At 57.8% G+C, this 13,806-nt stretch carries 13 protein-coding genes; 2 read left to right on the top strand and 11 right to left on the bottom strand.

The features are described from left to right. Positions 1-7 precede the first annotated feature (7 nt). The 3 genes from sixA to D7241_RS07840 are packed head-to-tail and all read right to left on the bottom strand — an operon-like array spanning position 8 to position 1,843. Positions 8-466 (bottom strand): phosphohistidine phosphatase SixA, encoded by a 459-nt coding sequence (gene sixA, locus D7241_RS07830; RefSeq protein WP_408101012.1) that lies wholly within the window; start codon positions 464-466, stop codon positions 8-10. Beyond that, positions 463-801, bottom strand: a complete 339-nt coding sequence (locus D7241_RS07835; RefSeq protein WP_255976469.1) for a DUF4389 domain-containing protein — start codon at positions 799-801, stop codon at positions 463-465. Before D7241_RS07835 ends, sixA begins: the two co-directional genes overlap by 4 nt. Before the next feature lie 19 nt (positions 802-820). Further along, positions 821-1,843: an NAD(P)H-dependent glycerol-3-phosphate dehydrogenase gene (locus tag D7241_RS07840; protein ID WP_255976471.1), complete on the bottom strand. Its 1,023-nt coding sequence runs from the start codon at positions 1,841-1,843 to the stop codon at positions 821-823. A gap of 414 nt (positions 1,844-2,257) precedes the next feature. On the opposite strand from D7241_RS07840, the gene fabA reads away from it, so the two are divergent. Then, positions 2,258-2,773 carry a 3-hydroxyacyl-[acyl-carrier-protein] dehydratase FabA gene (gene fabA / locus D7241_RS07845; RefSeq protein ID WP_045161538.1) on the top strand — a complete coding sequence of 172 codons (516 nt, stop codon included), beginning with the start codon at positions 2,258-2,260 and terminating at the stop codon, positions 2,771-2,773. A gap of 11 nt (positions 2,774-2,784) precedes the next feature. Next, positions 2,785-4,002: a beta-ketoacyl-ACP synthase I gene (fabB, locus tag D7241_RS07850; RefSeq protein WP_408101013.1), complete on the top strand. Its 1,218-nt coding sequence runs from the start codon at positions 2,785-2,787 to the stop codon at positions 4,000-4,002. Positions 4,003-4,169: 167 nt separating this feature from the next. On the opposite strand, the gene sstT is transcribed toward fabB, so the two are convergent. From sstT to D7241_RS07890, 8 genes are all read right to left on the bottom strand, one after another. Then, entirely contained in the window at positions 4,170-5,402 is a 1,233-nt protein-coding gene (gene sstT, locus D7241_RS07855; protein WP_408101014.1) for a serine/threonine transporter SstT, read from the bottom strand. 204 nt (positions 5,403-5,606) lie between these two features. Beyond that, the gene (locus D7241_RS07860) at positions 5,607-7,229 is read right to left on the bottom strand and encodes a methyl-accepting chemotaxis protein (RefSeq protein ID WP_408101015.1); all 1,623 of its coding nucleotides are present in this window, start codon (positions 7,227-7,229) and stop codon (positions 5,607-5,609) included. A gap of 194 nt (positions 7,230-7,423) precedes the next feature. Beyond that, positions 7,424-8,410, bottom strand: a complete 987-nt coding sequence (locus D7241_RS07865; RefSeq protein ID WP_408101210.1) for an amidohydrolase family protein — start codon at positions 8,408-8,410, stop codon at positions 7,424-7,426. Between the two features lie 254 nt (positions 8,411-8,664). Then, positions 8,665-10,587: a molecular chaperone HtpG gene (gene htpG / locus D7241_RS07870; protein ID WP_408101016.1), complete on the bottom strand. Its 1,923-nt coding sequence runs from the start codon at positions 10,585-10,587 to the stop codon at positions 8,665-8,667. A gap of 156 nt (positions 10,588-10,743) precedes the next feature. Further along, on the bottom strand, positions 10,744-11,991 hold the full coding sequence (locus tag D7241_RS07875) for an MFS transporter (RefSeq protein WP_408101017.1): 1,248 nt from the start codon (positions 11,989-11,991) through the stop codon (positions 10,744-10,746). 42 nt (positions 11,992-12,033) lie between these two features. Next, complete coding sequence (locus tag D7241_RS07880; protein ID WP_408101018.1) at positions 12,034-12,480, bottom strand: PaaI family thioesterase; 447 nt, start codon at positions 12,478-12,480, stop codon at positions 12,034-12,036. Further along, on the bottom strand, positions 12,477-12,947 hold the full coding sequence (locus tag D7241_RS07885) for a PaaI family thioesterase (protein WP_408101019.1): 471 nt from the start codon (positions 12,945-12,947) through the stop codon (positions 12,477-12,479). Before D7241_RS07885 ends, D7241_RS07880 begins: the two co-directional genes overlap by 4 nt. Before the next feature lie 57 nt (positions 12,948-13,004). Beyond that, entirely contained in the window at positions 13,005-13,730 is a 726-nt protein-coding gene (locus D7241_RS07890) for a DUF599 domain-containing protein (RefSeq protein WP_255976491.1), read from the bottom strand. Positions 13,731-13,806: the final 76 nt, after the last annotated feature.

Raw genomic sequence — 13,806 nt, forward strand, 5'->3', positions numbered from 1 at the left:
TCGCAGCTCAACGTGGATGCCGCAGCCCGGCGAGCTGCATCAGACCCGCGGCCAGATGTTCACCGTCCAGTTCGGCCAGGCTGGCAGTCGCCATCGGCAGCGGCGTGTCGCGGTGACCATGGACCAGCCAACCACCCAGCGCACCGACGAAAGGCTGATGAGTTACGAGTAGCAGGCGCTGCTCATCGCGGCGGTCGAGATAGAGCATCGCATCGTTTGGATCGGATTCCGGCGTCAGCCAGGGTACGGTTTCTACGGTCCCGGTGAAGCCAAGCGCCCGGCGAACGATCTCAGCGGTCTGCTGCGCACGCCGATAAGGGCTGACCAGAATGACCTCTATCGGCTGACCATGCAGATGCGCGGCACTGTTTTGCACTTCGAGCCGCCCGGTCGCGGTCAGGTTGCGCTCGGCATCGGTACGAGCCCTGGGCTCAGCCTCACCGTGACGCAGCAGCCACAACTTCATACCTGCGGCTCCTGCTTCGGCGGTGCAGGCGTGACCGGAGGAGCTGTTTCGATATCCGCCGGACGCGGCTTGGGCCAGTCGGACATTGGCCAGGGTTTGCGATCGGTGTTAAAGGTGCCGAAACGGCCGATCTGCGCCACATACTGGCTGAGGCTGTCACCCAGGCCCTGCAGGCTTTCGTTGGCCTTGCCGTTCACCGCGCGCAGCACCAGTTGCGCAACCACGACCACTAGCAGTACCAACTCAGCCAATTGCCAGACGAAAAAGAAAACCAGCATCCAGATGGCGCGCAGAATCAGCGATTCGCGATCCGCGCCGCTTTGTAATGTGCTCATTGTTATCTCCGTATCGTTCTCAGAAGCCGTCGGTGGAAATGAAATCCACGTCGGTCTTCGGCTCGCCGCGCATCAGGAGCGCGATTACCTGTTCCAGCGTACGCCCCTCGAACAGAATGGCATGCAGCCCAGCGACCAGTGGCATGTAGACCTGCAGCTCTTCCGCCTTAGTTTTCAAGACCTTGATGGTGTTGACCCCTTCGGCCACCTCTCCCAGGCGGGACACGGCTTCATCGAGACTCAGCCCTTCACCCAGCGCATAGCCGACCTGGAAGTTGCGGCTTTTTGAAGAAGTGCAGGTGACGATCAGATCACCCACACCAGCCAACCCCAGAAATGTCATTGGGTTAGCTCCCAACTTGACCGCAAAGCGGGTCATCTCGGCAAGGGCACGGGTAATCAGCATGCTGCGGGTGTTCTCACCCATACCCAGGGCAGCGGCCATGCCGGCCATGATTGCATAGACGTTTTTCAGCGCGCCGCCGAGTTCGACCCCAAAACGGTCGGCGCTGGCATAAACACGAAAGGTTCGTCCGTGCAGCACCTGCTGCACGGACCGGCAAAGCGCCTCATCATGGCTGGCGATCACCGTCGCGGTAAGCGCGTGCTCCGCGACTTCGCGTGCGAGATTGGGACCGGAAATCACGCCGATGCGGGCATGTGGCGCGATATCTTCCAGGATCTGGCTCATCAGCATGAAACCCTGCGCCTCGATGCCCTTGGTTGTACTAACCAGCATCTTGCCCGCCAACTGAGCAGCGAAAGGCGATAGCGCTTGGCGCAGCGCACTGGATGGCAACGCCACGAAGACCAGCTCACAGTCGCTCAGTGTCTGCTCGAGGTCCGTGACCGGTTCCACTTGAGGAAGCAATGTCACGCCCTTCAAATAGCGCGGATTCTGACGGTGGGTACGAATGCTCTCGGCCTGATCCGGATCGCGCATCCACAGCCGGACGCCGTGACCGTTCTCGGCCAGCAGATTCGCAATGGCGGTGCCGAAGCTGCCGCCACCAAGCACCGCAATGGGTTGCTGTTCAGTCATGGGGTATCCGTTTTGAGCCACCCGGTGGCAATGTTCGGCATTATACGTAGCGATTCAGACACAGCTAGCGTAAAGCCAACCGCTAATGGAATCATCAGGTTACAGTTTCCAGCAGAGCCTCTAGTCCGCGACATTTCCTTTCGTCTGCCCTTCTGCATTACGGCATCACTGCGGACGCTTCCCACGGTCTATAAGGGACAGAGCGTCACAAGGTCGTTGTCAAAGGTCAGGAGTGTTAAAGTATCGGGCCGTTTCCACCATGGTCTCCCAGTGGGGTGGTTGAAACGAGGTATCCATGCCTTGCACCTGTGACTTTAGGCGCAAGGCGGCAGTCTATGACTAGTCTTTATGATCGGACTCTCGGGTCGGATGAAAGCAGCAAGCCCTCCACAACGGGGCCATTGAGGAATACGCATGACCAAACAACAGGCCTTTACTCGGGAAGATCTGCTTCGCTGCAGCCGCGGCGAGCTTTTCGGGCCCGGTAATGCGCAACTGCCCGCGCCGAACATGCTGATGGTCGATCGCATCGTTCATATCAGCGAAGTGGGCGGCAAATACGGCAAGGGCGAATTGGTCGCCGAGCTGGATATCAATCCTGATCTCTGGTTCTTTGCCTGCCATTTCGAAGGCGACCCGGTCATGCCTGGCTGCCTGGGCCTCGATGCCATGTGGCAGCTGGTCGGCTTTTACCTTGGATGGCAGGGCAACCCCGGCCGTGGTCGTGCGCTGGGTTCTGGCGAAGTGAAGTTCTTCGGCCAGGTCCTGCCGACCGCCAAGAAGGTCACCTATAACATTCATATCAAGCGCACCATCAGTCGCTCGCTGATCCTCGGCATAGCCGACGGTACCGTCAGCGTAGATGGTCGCGAGATCTACAGTGCCGAAGGTTTGCGCGTCGGCCTGTTTACCTCTACCGATAGCTTTTGAAGGACTTCCGCATGCGTCGCGTCGTGATCACCGGCCTGGGTATCGTTTCCTGCCTCGGCAATGACAAAGACACCGTCTCCGCCAACCTGCGCGCCAGTCGCCCTGGCATCCGCTTCAACCAGGCCTATGCAGACATGGGTCTGCGCAGCCAGGTTTCGGGATCAGTCAATCTGAACCTCGAGGAGCTGATCGACCGCAAGGTCCTGCGTTTCATGGGCGATGCTGCAGCTTATGCCTATCTGGCGATGCAACAGGCGCTGGAAGATTCGGGCCTTAGCGCCGAAGACATCTCCAACCCGCGCATCGGCCTGATCGCCGGTTCCGGTGGTGCTTCGACCATCAATCAGATGGAAGCCATCGACATTCTGCGCGACAAGGGTGTCAAGCGTATCGGCCCATACCGCGTGCCGCGCACCATGAGCAGCACGGTTTCCGCCTGTCTGGCCACGCCGTTCCGCATCAAGGGCATCAACTATTCCATCGCCTCGGCATGTGCCACCAGCGCGCATTGCATCGGCCATGCGATGGAACAAATTCAGATGGGCAAGCAGGACGTCGTCTTCGCCGGCGGCGGCGAAGAAGAGCATTGGAGCCAGAGCTGCCTGTTCGACGCCATGGGTGCTCTGTCCAGCCAGTACAACGAGACGCCTGAAAAGGCCTCCCGCGCCTACGACGCCAAGCGCGACGGTTTCGTCATCGCCGGCGGTGGCGGCATGGTAGTTGTCGAAGAGCTGGAACATGCCCTCAAGCGCGGCGCCAAGATCTATGCAGAAATCGTCGGCTACGGCGCCACTTCCGACGGCTACGACATGGTTGCGCCGAGCGGTGAAGGTGCGCTGCGCTGCATGCAGCAGGCGATGGCAACTGTCGAAGGCGACATCGATTACCTCAACACCCACGGGACCTCCACCCCGGTGGGTGACGTTGCTGAAAGCAAGGCCGTACGCAACATGTTCGGCGACAAAATCCCAACCATCAGCTCAACCAAGAGCCTGTCCGGACATTCGCTGGGCGCAGCAGGCGTTCACGAAGCGATCTACTGCATGCTGATGATGCAGGGCAACTTCATCGCTGGATCGGCCAACATCGACGAGCTGGACCCAGAAGTCGCTGACCTGCCGATCGTCCGCGAAACCCGCGAGAACGCAAAGATCGATACGATCATGAGCAACAGCTTCGGTTTCGGCGGCACCAACGCCACGCTGGTACTCAAGCGCTGGAAAGGCTGATCGACAACAGCTGAAGAGTAAAAACAACGGCGCCTCATGGCGCCGTTGTTGTTTGTTCAGAATCGTAGGTGTGAAACCCGCCAGGCGCACTGGCACCCACTCCCTTTGGTGGGCCGCAACCCACCCTGCGCCTGCCGGACGCTGGCAAGGTCACGAGCCGCGATCGATCAGCTCAATACCTCGGCGCTGTCGCCATGAGCGATGCACGATGCCGCGGTGAATAGCGCGTCGGTGGAAGAGTTCAGAGCGGTTTCAGCCGAATCTTGCACCACACCGATGATGAACCCGACGGCCACCACCTGCATCGCAAGGTCATTGGAAATACCAAATAGGCTACAAGCCAGCGGAATCAATAACAGCGAGCCACCTGCCACACCGGATGCACCGCAGGCGCAGATGGCGGCGAGCAGGCTGAGCAGAATCGCGGTGGGAATGTCCACCACGATGCCCAACGTATTTGTCGCCGCCAGGGTCAGTACCGTGATGGTGATGGCCGCCCCGCCCATGTTAATGGTCGCACCCAGCGGAATAGACACCGAGTAGGTGTCTTTGTGTAACCCGAGTCGCTCACACAGCTGCATGTTGACCGGTATGTTCGCCGCCGAGCTGCGGGTGAAGAATGCGGTGATGCCGCTTTCGCGCAGACAGGTAAAAACCAACGGATATGGATTCTTGCGGATCTGCCAGAATACGATCAACGGATTCACCACCAGCGCCATGAACAGCATGCTGCCGACCAACACCAGCAGCAATTGAAGATAGCTGGCCAGTGCTGAGAAACCGGACTTGGCGAGCGTTCCGGATACCAATCCGAATATGCCCAGCGGCGCGAAACGAATCACCACTCTGACGATTAGCGTCACACCATCTGATATATCGACGATCAGATCACGCGTACTTTCACGAGCATGGCGAAACGCAAATCCAAGGCCGATGGCCCATGCCAGAATGCCAATGAAGTTACCCTCAATAAGCGCATGCACCGGGTTGTCCACCACACTAAACAACAGCGTTCGCAAGACGGCACCAACCCCCGACGGAGGCACGACGTCGTTCGCCTGGCTGATTAATGTGAGGCTCGTAGGAAACAGTGCGCTGGCTATCACCGCCACCGCAGCGGCGCTTACGGTGCCAAGAGCGTAGAGGAGCAGGATCGGGCGGATGTGCGTCGGTTGCCCGCGCTTATGGTTGGCAAGCGATGCTGTCACCAATACGAACACCAGCACCGGCGCGACCGCCTTCAGCCCGGATACGAACAGATCGCCCAGCAAGCTTACCGAAGCTGCCGCCTGAGGCGATACCCATGCCAACACGCAGCCGGCAACGAGCCCTACGATGATCTGCGCTACCAAGCTGACGCGGTTATAGGCGCTGAAAAAACGGCTTGAAAGGTTGGACATGACTGGAGTCTCGGCGTGGGAGGCTAGGCCGGAAACACGCCAGGCCGCTTCGTGAGCGGCACAGCGGTAGCCAGACTAAAAACGCCGAATGGTACGCATCTAGGTCCGATATGCCCAGCTTTGCGACACGAACAGGCTAGCGACGATGCCGCTTACGGTAGCAAGAACAGCGACCCCAACAGGTCGGGGTGCCATCGATCATAGTCAGATACGGAAACGCGCAACCAGCTCGTTCAAGTTGACGGCCAGCCCTGCAAGTTCCTGGCTCGCCGCACTAGTCTGATTGGCACCTGCCGAAGATTGCAGCGACAGGTCACGAATGTTGATCAGATTGCGGTCCACCTCACGAGCGACCTGGGCTTGCTCTTCCGACGCACTGGCGATGACCAGATTGCGCTCGCTGATCTGACTGATCGCCCGAGCGATGTCATCGAGCGCCTCACCGGCGGTACGCGCTACCTCCAGCGTGCTGCGTACCCGTTCATTACTGGCCTGCATGGCCTGCACGGCCCTATCGGTCCCTTGGTGTACATCGCCGATCATCTGCTCGATTTCTTGCGTGGATTGCTGAGTCCGATGAGCCAGTGCACGAACCTCATCCGCAACTACCGCGAACCCTCGTCCGGCATCGCCGGCACGTGCCGCCTCGATGGCGGCGTTGAGCGCCAACAAATTGGTCTGCTCGGCAACCGAGCGAATCACATCCAGTACCTTACTGATGTCCCGTACCTGGCCGGCCAGTTGTTCCACCTGGGTTGAGGTCGCGGTCACATCGCCAGCGAGCAGACCGATCGACTCGACCGTTTTGATCACTTGCTGACGACCATGCTGCGCTGTTGTGTCCGATTCACGTGATGCTTCTGAAGTCGCCACCGCATTACGGGCAACCTCGTCCACAGCTGCGGTCATTTCATTCACTGCAGTGGCGGCCTGCTCGATCTCGTGGCTCTGCTGATGCAGGCCGCGGGTCGAATCCTCGGTCACGGTATTGAGCTCTTCAGCTGCCGAAGCGAGCTGATTGGACGAATCGGAAATACCCTGAATGGTGCTGCGCAGGTTTGCCTGCATGCTCTTGAGCGCAACCAGCAGACGCGCCGGCTCGTCCGTGCCTTCGATGATAAAGTCCTGGGTCAGGTCACCGGATGCCACGGCCTCAGCGACATTGACGGCCTGATTCAAAGGTCGAACGATACTCTTGGTAAACAGTGTTGCCAGCGCCACGGTGGCAAGGGCAGCGAGGATGATGGTGATGATCACCCAGTTGAACGCAGTCTCGTACGCTTCAAGCGCGCGATCCGCGGCGTGGCCTGCCTCGCCGCTGTTGATACGCTGCAAATCATCGAGCGCGCTGGTCATGGCATCCGCATGCCCATTAATGCTGCCGCGCATGACCTCCATGGCCTGATCCCGCGCGCCTTGACTAGCAAACTCTACTACCTTGCGCTGCTCGGTCATGTATGAATTCTGAGCTGCTCTGAATCGCTCATAGGCGGCTTTCTCACCTGCTGTAGTCAGCTTTTCATAGTCAGCGATCGTTCCACTGACGTCATTGACCAGCTTGGCGAGTGTTTGGCGAGCCGCATTACGCGACTCATCATCGTCCAGCATGACCGTACGCATCGTAAGTGCGCGAATACGCTGCATACCAGCGTTCATGTTGCTCAAGGCTATGATGCTCGGTAGCCAGTTCTGGTCCACCTCGCTGGATTCCTTGCGCATCTCTTTCATCTGATTCAATGATGACAAGCCGAGGAACAGCACGAGCAAGCCGATCAGGCCGAAGCCCATGGCAGAGCGTGCAGGAATATTCAAATTTCGAATCGACATGGGATTTGCTACTCCACGAGGTGCGCTGCAATCTTCGCAGCGATTTCACCTCTTATCGGAGTCCAAACGATTAGCTTGAATGATTGACGCCAAAAAGATGCGTTTATACATACGCCGCGACGAGTGGTAATACACCAAGAAGACGGCTGCTCAACGCCCATTGGTTCGCTCGCGTCGTCACTTTCCCATTAGGTTCAGCGCACCTCTGCCTGCCGTTTGCGAGGCAGAACATCGAGGAAATTTTCGCGGGCGACCTTGCGGGCGACCGACTCGGGCAACGCGTCGAGAAACGGGTCGAAAGCGCGCATGCCTTCACCCAAACTATCGAAGCGCCCCACTACATCCGAACCGAGCATGAAGCGCGTCGGATGGCGCTCGATCAGTGCCACCCAGTCACTGTCAGGCTCGTCGGACGCATTCAGCAGGTAAGGCCTGAGCATCGTCCAGGAGAGGTCGATGTAAAGGTTGGGATAGTCATCGAGCAGGCGCGTAACCGTCGGAAGAAGAAAATCGAGTTTTTCCTGATGACGATGCAGTTCCATGCTCGTTCCCGCATGCGCCCAGATGAAACGGGTATGCGGATGGTTGCGCAGCGGCTCTTCCAGCTCCGCCAGATACAGCGGGTTGCGCTCGCGTTTGGAGGTGATATTGGAATGCAGCATCACCGGCAGATCGAACTCGGCGGCCAGGTGATAAACACGCGTGAGCGCTTCGTTGTTGGCGCGTGGTGTATCACCCTGCGTCAGCGCGGTGACATCGTCATGCCGGGTGAATATCTCCCCTAGCCCTTGCCAAAGGCCTGGATCGAGATCGAGCATTCGCCGAATGTGCGCATCGGCGTTCTTGTCGTTGGGATTGAAGCCTGACAAAAACGGATGGAATCTGCGTCGCTGCTCTTCGTCCAGCTCTTTTAGCGCCGCAGCGACCACCACATCGGTCGCGCTGTACCAATAGACGGGAGCATCGTCGCCAGCGTAGTAACGAGGCCGCTTGGGTTCGTTCTCATGCCATTTTTTTGCAACCGGGATACCGCTGATCATCACGTGATCGATGTCGCCCGCATCCATGGCCTTGAGCAAACTGCTCATGCCATCGCTTTCCTGAAAAAAATCAACGAAGTGAAGGTGCGCGTCGCTGTAGCGGTAATCACGCGCCTGAACCGGGCCAATCGAAGCGACCAGACACAGCGCGATAAAGCAGTTTCGTAAGTTGAACAACCAATGACCTCCTGATAGCCAAGCGGATAGACCGTCCTGGGACATGGCGGTTCAGTAGCAGGCTGTCGTTTCACTCGAGTACGGCGCTTCCCCTACCCTGCCGAGAATCGGTCGCTCGGATAGATGGAGTCTCAAATCATCATGGCGCGACGAGGCAAAACCATGCTGGCCTGAATGCAAAAGGCCCGTCAGTGACGGGCCTTTTGCGCAGCTGTGGGTTATGCGGAAAGCTCAACCAGCAGCTTATTCAAACGCTGCACATAGGCAGCCGGATCCTTGAGGCTATCACCGGCGGCCAGGGCGGCCTGATCGAAGAGGATGTGCGATAGATCAGCGAAGCGATCCTCATCCGGCTCGGCGTCCAGCTTCTCGATCAGCGGGTGCTGCGGATTGATCTCGAAGATCGGCTTGGTCTCAGGCACTTTCTGCCCGCTCGCCTCGAGAATCTGGCGCATCTGCAAGCCAAGATCCTGCTCACCGATCGCCAAAATGGCTGGCGAGTCAGTCAAACGATGCGATACGCGCACTTCGGCCACTGCGTCGCCCAGCGCACCTTTGAGACGCTCGACCAAGCCTTCCTTCGTCTTGGCGATTTCTTCCTGGGCTTTCTTGTCCTCTTCCGAGTCCAGCTTGCCGAGATCAAGATCACCGCGCGCCACGTCCACGAATTGCTTGCCGTCGAACTCGGTGAGGTAGCTCATCAGCCACTCGTCGATACGGTCGGTCAACAGCAGCACTTCGATGCCCTTCTTGCGGAAAACTTCCAGATGCGGGCTGTTCTTGACTTGGGCATAGGATTCGCCTGTCAAGAAGTAAACCTTGTCCTGACCTTCTTTGACGCGGCCAAGGTAATCGGCAAGCGACACAAACTGCTCGCCCGAAGCGTCGCTGGTGGAGGCAAAGCGTAGCAGACCGGCGATCTTTTCCTTGTTGGCGAAATCTTCCGCCGGGCCTTCTTTGAGTACCTGACCGAACTGCTTCCAGAAGTTCTTGTAGTCCTCCGGCTTGTCCTTGGCCAGCTTGTCCAGCATGTCCAACACACGCTTGGTCAACGCCGACTTCATCGAGTCGATCACCGGATCCTTCTGCAGGATTTCGCGAGAAACGTTCAGCGAAAGGTCGTTGGAGTCGACCACACCCTTGATGAAGCGCAGGTACAGCGGCAGGAATTCATCAGCTTGGTCCATGATGAATACGCGCTGCACGTATAGCTTGAGCCCCTTGGGTGCCTCGCGCTGGTACAGATCGAACGGTGCGCGGCCAGGCACGAATAGCAGCGAGGTGTACTCGAGCTTGCCCTCGACCTTGTTGTGACTCCAGGCTAGCGGATTCTCGAAGTCATGGCCGACGTGCTTGTAGAACTCCTGGTATTCCTCATCCTTCACTTCGGTACGCGGGCGAGTCCAGAGCGCACTGGCGCGGTTGACAGTTTCCCACTCGGTCTCGGCCGGTTTTTCCTTCTCCTCGTCGCTCTCGCCAGAAGAATGGATGTCCTTCGGCAACTCGATCGGCAGGGCAATGTGATCGGAATACTTCTTGATGATGTTGCGCAGGCGCCAGCCATCGGCGAACTCTTCTTCACCGGATTTGAGATGCAACACGATGCGCGTGCCACGCTCCGATTTCTCGATGGTAGCGACTTCGAAATCGCCCTCGCCTTTCGATGACCAATACACGCCTTCTTCGGCTGGCGTTCCCGCACGGCGGCTGTACACCTCGACCTGATCGGCGACGATAAATGCCGAATAGAAGCCGACGCCGAACTGGCCGATCAGGTGCGAGTCCTTCTTCTGGTCACCGGTCAGGTGCTTCATGAAGTCGGCAGTGCCCGACTTGGCGATGGTGCCGAGGTGGGTAATCACGTCTTCACGATTCATGCCGATGCCGTTGTCCTCGAGGGTAACGGTCTTGGCCTCTTTGTCGAAGCTGACGCGGATCTTCAGATCAGAACCGCCCTCAAGCAGCTCAGGCTTGGCCAGCGCTTCGAAGCGCAGCTTGTCGGCAGCATCGGAGGCGTTGGAAATCAGCTCTCGAAGAAAGATCTCCTTGTTCGAGTACAAGGAATGGATCATCAGGTGAAGCAGTTGCTTCACCTCGGTCTGGAAGCCCAGGGTTTCTTTGTTTTGAGTCTCCACACTCATCGTTTTGCAAACTCCACATCGTCAATGGCACGGGCCGCGAATGCGGCAATGACAAGCAGATGGGGGCTTCGACAGGGAATTCAAGTGCGCGCAGGCGGCTGGGCGACGTTGAATCATTCAATTGGCACATCGCCGAGCCTGGTTCAGCCTGCGCAGCTATGGCTCTAGCAGTTCGAGCAGGACTATATTTTCTGGAGCGAGATTGTAGGTTGCCTCCCCCGGCCCTTTCAGTACTCGTCTGATCGCCAGGTTGCCATCTCTATCAACACCGATGAAGCGTCCTTCAGCCACCCCGCCACGCTCCGTGTGCGCCCGCATCTGCAGCTGCTCGTAGCGCGCCGGATTGCGTAATAACCGTTCGAGGGAGAACCGCTGTCGACGGTCGATATGTGGCGATGGAGTGCTGTCGAACGAAGATTGCGGCTGAGCGGCCACAACGTTGGATGGGGTTTCGGACTCAGGCAGTGGCGGGTATTCGTCATCATTTACCATCCAGCCCTGCTCGCCTTTCTGAATATCCAGGTCAAAACTTCCGAGCTCACTATTCACTTTAGCTTTCACGACAATCGTTAGAGTTGTCGCAGGAAAAGTCATTGGCGCCAGCGATTCAACCGTTACGGCTCGCGTCTTGAAACGTCGCTGCAGATAGTCCTTGGCAAGATAAGCGAGTGTGTCAGCTGAATCGTGGCGGAGGTCCACCTTGCCCGCGCGATAACGCAATTCGTCCGTGAACAGCTCAACGTGGCCGCTAAGGCTCGTGTGGTAGTGGGCTGGCAAGACCAGATGAAAGTCGCCGGCCAGCTTGTTCGGCGGCACCGGCTGCAGATCCAGATGCAGCGTATAGCCGCTCTGGACTCTACGTGCCTCGGGAAGCTCCTGTTCCGGACGCATCCAGCTGATCTCTATTTCGGGTGCGGGATTGGCATCCTGAGGCAGCACATCTACCCGCAATGCGCCGGGCTGAGTTGTACCAAGGTTGATTCTCACCTCCTGTCTGGCAAACAGATCGTCGCCTTCACGCAGCGTCAGCACCCCATCGATAAGCCTGCCGATCCGAGGGTTGAACGGGCGATCATCAAGCTGACCGTACAGACCGATAGCCAGATGACGGTTCTGCGTTTGTTCGTCTGGCTCAAGCCACTGCAGGCTGGCAATCGCCTCGATGCGCTCCGGCTCATGATTTGCGAGCAGCGTAAAGCCTACGACAAGGGGAACGAACCCCAACCCCGAAAGGCCAACGGCCTTTCGAGCGACGTTCCAGTGACGGACGACGTAGATCAACGTAATCGGCGGAAGAAGGCTTCCAACTCCCCACAACAAGCTGGTACCGAAGGCCAGAACAACCAACCAGACGATACCTGCAACTATCAGCAGCAGTCCGCCCAGTATCAACAACGCATCCATTCAACATCCTTGAGACATCTACAGTGGCGACCGCCAGACGTATCAGGGCTCGTTGACTTTGAAATGGCAACGTGCAGTGGCGATGGGCTCGGCCTGATTGGTTTGCCAGGCTGTAACGGCAACATTGGCTACGCGGCGCCCCTGGCGCCAGACCTGGCAGGCGGCAAAGGTGTCACGATAGTGACCCGCCCGGAGATAATCTATCGAGAAGTCGATGATTTTAGGCAAATGTGGCGCGCCCATAAACATCAGCAGATGGAGCATCGCTGCGTGTTCCATGAAGCCGGCGATCACTCCACCATGGATTGCTGGAAGCGTCGGATTGCCGATATTGGCTTGGTTCTTAGGCAGCCGGAAGACCATCTCGTCACCCAGGCGCAGACACTCTATGCCAATGAGTCTGGCATACGGGACCATCTGCAGAAGCGCATCGTAGCTGTTACTGGCGTGAGCTTCACGAACCAGCGCATCAAGATCCAGGCTGCTCACCTGCGCACCTCCGACTCACCTGAAATCGCTGAAGCCTGGGTGTTCTTGCCCATGCGCATGAAAGCGCCCACGACATGTGCGATCGGCTGATTGACATCGTGCTGGTACGCCACTCCGCGGGTGAAAATCACCGTCGGTGTGACGCGATAGCATTCGGCAAAGCCGAACACATCATGGTTCGGCTCGGCCGGATGCATGTAATCGATGCGCAAATCGAGCGTCGGGCAGATTTCCAGCTCGGGCAGCGCGCATGCCGTCGAGATGCCGCACGTCGTGTCCATAAGCGTTGTGATCGCCCCGCCATGGACAAGTCCGCTTTCCAGATTACTGACAATTTTCTCGCTGTAGGGAAGGCGCAGCGTGAGCCCTTTGGCATCAGCGTGCTCGACGCTCATACCAAGCACCTGACAATGGCGTAACAAGGAAAGGAAGCGCTGAGTACGCTCCAGTATCAGACTATCGCTCATGCGAATTCTCGAGACCGAATCAAGCCGGGCATTTTAACCCTCCCGAAGATATCTTCCCTATTCCTTCGGATTTTCGATAGGCAAGGTTGGCGTAAATACCATTACCTTGAGCACATCGGAATGGAACTCGCGACGATAAAGGATTAGCACGACGCCGGCCGTTACCCCCATAAAGAACCAGGGGTGAATAAACCAGGACAGCGCTGCCATACCGAAATAGTACGCGCGTAAACCGAAGTTGAACTGATTGGCGGCCATCGAGATCACCCGCGCCGCGCGTTCGGCGAATGACTTGCGCTCCTGATCGCTAACGTTGCGCTCGCCCGCCATCGGCGCAGACGCGACCAGTACGGCCGCGAAGTTGTACTGTCGCATGCACCAGCTGAAAGTGAAGAAGGCATAAACGAAGACCACCCCCAATCCGAGCAGCTTGATCTCGGAAAGACCTCGGCTCACCGGCTGGGCGAACGGCAGGTCGGCTAACAGCGACATGGCTCGATCAGATGCTCCCAACGCGGTAAGAATACCGGCCAGAATAATCAGAGTGCTCGACGCAAAAAATCCAGCATTTCGCTCAAGATTGCCGATGACGTTTGCATCGGCGATTCGATTGTCACGCTGCAACATGCGGCGCATCCAGTCCTGGCGGTACAAATGCAGAACACTGGCCAGACAAGCGGTATCCCTGCCACGCCAACTTGCATAACGGGTATACCCTGCCCAACACAGAATGAACCAGACGACAGCGATCAGGTGCGGTAGCAGATGACTCGGAATCGACATGAAAATCCCTCTGAACACTGGCATCTGATTATAGCCAGCCAAACCTGACGGCCTGACCGCCAGGTGTCTTTTGCTG

Origin of the sequence: Stutzerimonas sp. VN223-3 (assembly GCF_045999685.1) — a bacterium.
In the GTDB taxonomy this organism is placed as follows: domain Bacteria; phylum Pseudomonadota; class Gammaproteobacteria; order Pseudomonadales; family Pseudomonadaceae; genus Stutzerimonas; species Stutzerimonas stutzeri_AR.

What these genes read in the sequence shown, in the direction of transcription:
- sixA (WP_408101012.1), bottom strand. Translation starts at nt 466, where the DNA reads ATGAAGTTGTGGCTGCTGCGTCACGGTGAGGCTGAGCCCAGGGCTCGT.
- D7241_RS07835 (WP_255976469.1), bottom strand. Translation starts at nt 801, where the DNA reads ATGAGCACATTACAAAGCGGCGCGGATCGCGAATCGCTGATTCTGCGC.
- D7241_RS07840 (WP_255976471.1), bottom strand. Translation starts at nt 1,843, where the DNA reads ATGACTGAACAGCAACCCATTGCGGTGCTTGGTGGCGGCAGCTTCGGC.
- fabA (WP_045161538.1), top strand. Translation starts at nt 2,258, where the DNA reads ATGACCAAACAACAGGCCTTTACTCGGGAAGATCTGCTTCGCTGCAGC.
- fabB (WP_408101013.1), top strand. Translation starts at nt 2,785, where the DNA reads ATGCGTCGCGTCGTGATCACCGGCCTGGGTATCGTTTCCTGCCTCGGC.
- sstT (WP_408101014.1), bottom strand. Translation starts at nt 5,402, where the DNA reads ATGTCCAACCTTTCAAGCCGTTTTTTCAGCGCCTATAACCGCGTCAGC.
- D7241_RS07860 (WP_408101015.1), bottom strand. Translation starts at nt 7,229, where the DNA reads ATGTCGATTCGAAATTTGAATATTCCTGCACGCTCTGCCATGGGCTTC.
- htpG (WP_408101016.1), bottom strand. Translation starts at nt 10,587, where the DNA reads ATGAGTGTGGAGACTCAAAACAAAGAAACCCTGGGCTTCCAGACCGAG.
- D7241_RS07875 (WP_408101017.1), bottom strand. Translation starts at nt 11,991, where the DNA reads ATGGATGCGTTGTTGATACTGGGCGGACTGCTGCTGATAGTTGCAGGT.
- D7241_RS07885 (WP_408101019.1), bottom strand. Translation starts at nt 12,947, where the DNA reads ATGAGCGATAGTCTGATACTGGAGCGTACTCAGCGCTTCCTTTCCTTG.
- D7241_RS07890 (WP_255976491.1), bottom strand. Translation starts at nt 13,730, where the DNA reads ATGTCGATTCCGAGTCATCTGCTACCGCACCTGATCGCTGTCGTCTGG.